Origin of the sequence: Streptomyces viridochromogenes DSM 40736 (assembly GCF_000158955.1) — a bacterium.
GTDB classification, from domain to species: domain Bacteria; phylum Actinomycetota; class Actinomycetes; order Streptomycetales; family Streptomycetaceae; genus Streptomyces; species Streptomyces venetus.
In genome coordinates, this window is the sequence record NZ_GG657757.1 from 160,224 (window position 1) to 164,399 (window position 4,176).

The following is a 4,176-nucleotide window of genomic DNA, read 5'->3' on the forward strand; positions in this document are numbered from 1 at the left end:
CCCGCCCGGTCCCTCGTCGCGTTCGACGACGGTCACCCGGCGGCCGGCGCCGAGCAGGTGCAGCGCGGCCGACAGGCCGGCCAGGCCGGCGCCGACGACCACCACATGGTCGGTCGGCCCCTTCAGGGTTCGGGTCATCGGATGGCCTCCGTTCCCCCGGTGCCGAGCGCGGCGGCGAACGGCAGGCCCCCGGCCGGGTCGGGCGCGTGGCCGGGTGTGCCGGTGATCGCTGTGAGCAGGGTCCGCAGGGCGGCCGCCGGGCCCGGCTCCGGATCGGCCGCGGCGAGGTGGCGCAGGGCCTGGCGGCAGAGCCGCTCGATCTTCTCCTGGACCACGTCGCGGGTGCCGGTGGCGGTCAGCACGTCACGGACCCGGTCGAGGCCGCTCTCGGTCAGGTCGGCGCGGCCGAGCGACGCGTCCAGGACGCCGAGGGTGACCGGATCCCCCTCGGCGGCGCGGGCACGGGCCACCGCCATGAGGTAGGTGGGCTTGCCCTCGCGTACGTCCCCGCCGGACGGCTTGCCCGTGACGTCCGGGTCGGCGAAGAGGTCGTCGAGGTCGTCCCGCAACTGGAAGGCGAGCCCCGCGCAGCGGCCGGCCCGGCACAGGGCCTGCGTGGCTTCCTGGCCGGCGCCTGCCAGGGCGGCTCCGAGTGCGAGGGGGCGCTCCACGGTGTACAGCGCGCTCTTCAGACAGGCCGCGCGCAGGGCGCGGGCCGGCGTCGGCTGCCCGGTCGCCTGGCCCTGTATGTCGAGGTACTGACCGGCGATCGTCTCCGTCCGTGTGCCTCGCCAGATGTCTCGGACGCGGGCGGGGGCCTCGGGTGGCAGATCGTCACCGTCCAGCAGGAGATCGGTCATCACGTCGTCCGCCCAGGCGAGCGCCAGGTCGCCGGCGAGCACGGCGGCCGCCTCACCGAGGCGTCGCGCCGCGCCGCGCGGGATGTCGCCGTACTGGCGGGCGACGGCGGTGTGCAGGGCAGGGCGGCCCCGGCGCGTCGTGGCGGCGTCCATCAGGTCGTCGTGGACGAGTGCGCAGGTCTGCAACAGCTCCACTGCCGCACCGGCGTGCAGCGCCGCCCGGACCTGTGCCGGGGTGCCGCCACCGCAGGCGCGTAGTGACCACCACAGCAACCGGGGGCGGATACGACGTCCGCCGCGCCGGGTGAAGTCGGTGACCCGTGCGGCGAGGTCCTCCGCGAAGACCGCGTCCAGTTCGCGCGCACGGGCCAGTCGGACCGCGAGGAGCCGGTCCAGCACCGCGCGGACCGCCGCGGTCACGTCGGCGTCGATGACGCGGGGGTCCGTGCCGACCTCGTCGACGCCACCGTGGTCAGGGCAGCCCTCGTCGTGGCCGAGCGTGGTCGGCGGATGCCCGTCGTGACGCGCGGCCGGGTCACCCGGTGGCCCGCCCGGCGGTGCCGTCGAGTGCCGGAAGGTCGCCCGGGTGGAGCACATCGCGTTCCTCTCGACCGTCGTCACATCGTTCACGTCGAGACACATTCCGCGTGCGGTGCCGAACCGGATGCGCCGACCGGGTAATCACTCGCCGTCGTGGCACGCGTCCGCGACACACGGCACGCGGCCTGCATCCGATCGACGCGTAGGGCCGGAACACTGGTCGGCATCGGGCGGACGGTTCGTCAAAGCCGGTGCCGGACAAGGAGCAGCGGTGGTGGATCTGGAGGCCGATGTCGCCGTGGTGGGTGCCGGCGCGGCGGGGCTGTCGCTCGCGCTGCGTCTGGCCCGGCCGCCCGCGGGCGCCGTACGGCTGGACACGGTGCTGCTGGCCGCGCCGCCGGGGCCGGCCCGCACCCCACCGCGCACCTGGTGTTTCTGGGAACAGGGCGGCGGGCCGTACGACGAGGCGCTGACCGCGTCCTGGCGGAGGCTGCGGGTGCGCGGCGCCGACGGCACGGCCGTGACCGCGGGGATCACTCCGCTGCGCTACAAGATGCTGCGGTCCGACGCCTTCGAGGCGCTGGCCGCCCGCGCGTTGGCGAACGGGCCGGTGTCGCGCGTCGAGGCGACCGTCGCGCGGATCACGCCGGTGCCGGACGGTGCCCTGGTGCACGCCCGCCGCGCCGACGGCGAGGGTGTCGTCGTCCGCGCCCGCTGGGTGTTCGACTCGCGTCCCCTCCCCCGTCTCCCACCCGCCCGCACGACGCTTCTGCAGCACTTCCGAGGCTGGTTCGTCCGTACGGCGCGGCCGGAGTTCGACCCGTCCGTCGTGGAGCTGATGGATTTCCGCACGCCGCAGCCCGCGCACGGGCTCTCGTTCGGGTATGTGCTGCCCGTCGGCCCGCACGAGGCGCTCGTCGAGTACACGGAGTTCTCCCGCCGGGTGCTCGAGCGCGTGGAGTACGACCGCGCGCTGCGGGACTACGCGGAGCGGCTGCTCGGGGTGCGGGGCTTCGAGGTCACCGCGTGCGAGCAGGGGGTGATCCCGATGACGGACGCCGACCTTCCCCGGCAGACCGCGACGGGCGTCTTCCGGATCGGTGCCTGCGCCGGCGCCACCCGCCCCTCGACCGGCTACACCTTCAGCGCCGTACAGCGGCAGACCGGCGCGGTGGCGGACGCGCTGCACGGGGGACGGCATCCGCTGCCGCCGCGCCCCCATTCCGCCCGTGCCCGCCTCATGGACTCCGTGCTGCTGCACGCCCTGGACCGCGGCCGGGTGGACGGCCCGGCCTTCTTCACCCGTCTGTTCCGGGAGGTGCCCGCGCCGCGGCTGCTGCGGTTCCTGGACGGCCGTACCAGCCTGCCCGAGGACCTCGGCATCGGGGCGCACGTGCCCGTCACCGCGATGCTCACCTCCGCACTCACCCTCCCGCTCGCCCCGCGCCGGTTCCCGCCGGCCGCCTGACATCGGAGCCCGACCGTATGCCTCTTCTGCGCGACGCCGACCTGGCCGGCGCCTTCGACCACGCTGCCCGCAGCTACGACACGCTCGTGGCCGCCAACCCCGGTTACCACGCCCACCTGCGCCGTTCGGTCCGCCGCCTCGGCCTCCCGCGGGGCGGCGGCGGGTTGCGGGTGCTGGACCTGGGATGCGGCACCGGAGCGTCCACGGCCGCCCTGGCCGCCGTACTGCCCGGCGCGGACATCACGGCGGTCGACGCCTCGGCGGGCATGCTGCGGCGCGCGGCGGACCGGCCGTGGGATCGGCCGGTGCGGTTCGTGCACGCGCCGGTGGAGCGGCTGGACGAGGTAGGGGTGAGCGGTCCGTTCGACGCGGTCTTCGCCGCTTACCTGCTTCGGAACGTCGCCGACCCGGACGCCGTGCTCACCACGGCTCACCGGTTGCTCGCGCCCGGCGGCCGCCTGGCGGTGCACGAGTATGCCCTGAGCGGGCGGGCCGCGCACCGGGCGGTGTGGAGCGCGGTGTGCGGGGGGCTCGTGCTGCCGGTGGCCACGCTGCTCGGGGACGGGCCGCTCTACCGTCATCTGTGGCGCAGTGTCGTCGGCTTCGACACCGCGGGCGCCCTGGGCCGGAGAGTCGAGCGGGCCGGTTTTGAACGGGTGCGGGTCCTGCCGCTGCCCGGCTGGCAGACCGGCATCACGCACACCGTGGTGGCCCGCCGGCCGGCGACGCACCGGGGGCAGGCCGGTGCCGGTGCCGGTGCCGGTGCCGGTGAGGCGATGGGTGCGCGTCCGGGCGTGGTGCGGGGCGAGAGCGCGGAACGGCGCGGCGGGCGGAACCCACGATGACCGTCGGCCCCCGCCGCACAGCGCACCGCCCCGGGCGGGACCGGCTGGCCCGGCTGCTGCCCGCGCCGGGCGGAACGCGCCGCGCCGACCCGTCGGGCGCTCCGCACGCAGCGGTCGTCGGGGGTGGCATCGCCGGGCTGACGGCCGCCACGGCGCTGGCCGAACGCGGAGTACGGGTCACCCTGTACGAGCGCGAGCCGCAGCTCGGCGGACGGCTGGCCGGCTGGCCCACCCGGCTCGCCGACGGCAGCACGGTGACGATGAGCCGCGGCTTCCACGCGTTCTTCCGCCAGTACTACAACCTGCGGGCCCTGCTGCGTCGCACCGATCCGGCGCTGTCCCGCCTGACGGGCTTTGCCAAACTTATCCCCTGCGCCACGCGGGCGGTGGCACGACAGCTTCGGGCACGTCCCGCGCACACCGCCGCTGAAGCGCGCTCGGCTTCGTCGCGCTGAGCCCTTCC

At 75.8% G+C, this 4,176-nt stretch carries 5 protein-coding genes; 3 read left to right on the top strand and 2 right to left on the bottom strand.

What is annotated here, in order from left to right; all coding sequences use genetic code 11:
• Positions 1-138: FAD-dependent oxidoreductase (locus SSQG_RS38695; protein WP_039931712.1), on the bottom strand; the 138-nt coding region annotated here is incomplete at its 3' end.
• On the bottom strand, positions 135-1,457 hold the full coding sequence (locus tag SSQG_RS00785) for a polyprenyl synthetase family protein (RefSeq protein ID WP_078507005.1): 1,323 nt from the start codon (positions 1,455-1,457) through the stop codon (positions 135-137). The genes SSQG_RS00785 and SSQG_RS38695, both read right to left, overlap by 4 nt.
• A 217-nt stretch (positions 1,458-1,674) precedes the next feature.
• Between SSQG_RS00785 and SSQG_RS00790 the strand changes: the two genes are divergently transcribed.
• The 3 genes from SSQG_RS00790 to SSQG_RS00800 are packed head-to-tail and all read left to right on the top strand — an operon-like array spanning position 1,675 to position 4,168.
• A complete protein-coding gene (locus SSQG_RS00790; RefSeq protein ID WP_039934586.1) occupies positions 1,675-2,868 on the top strand; it encodes a lycopene cyclase family protein in 1,194 nt (397 codons plus the stop codon).
• 17 nt (positions 2,869-2,885) lie between these two features.
• Positions 2,886-3,713 carry a methyltransferase domain-containing protein gene (locus SSQG_RS00795; protein WP_003987735.1) on the top strand — a complete coding sequence of 276 codons (828 nt, stop codon included), beginning with the start codon at positions 2,886-2,888 and terminating at the stop codon, positions 3,711-3,713.
• Positions 3,710-4,168 (top strand): FAD-dependent oxidoreductase, encoded by a 459-nt coding sequence (locus SSQG_RS00800; protein ID WP_003987737.1) that lies wholly within the window; start codon positions 3,710-3,712, stop codon positions 4,166-4,168. The genes SSQG_RS00795 and SSQG_RS00800 overlap by 4 nt, the downstream gene beginning before the upstream one ends.
• The last annotated feature ends 8 nt before the right edge of the window (positions 4,169-4,176 follow it).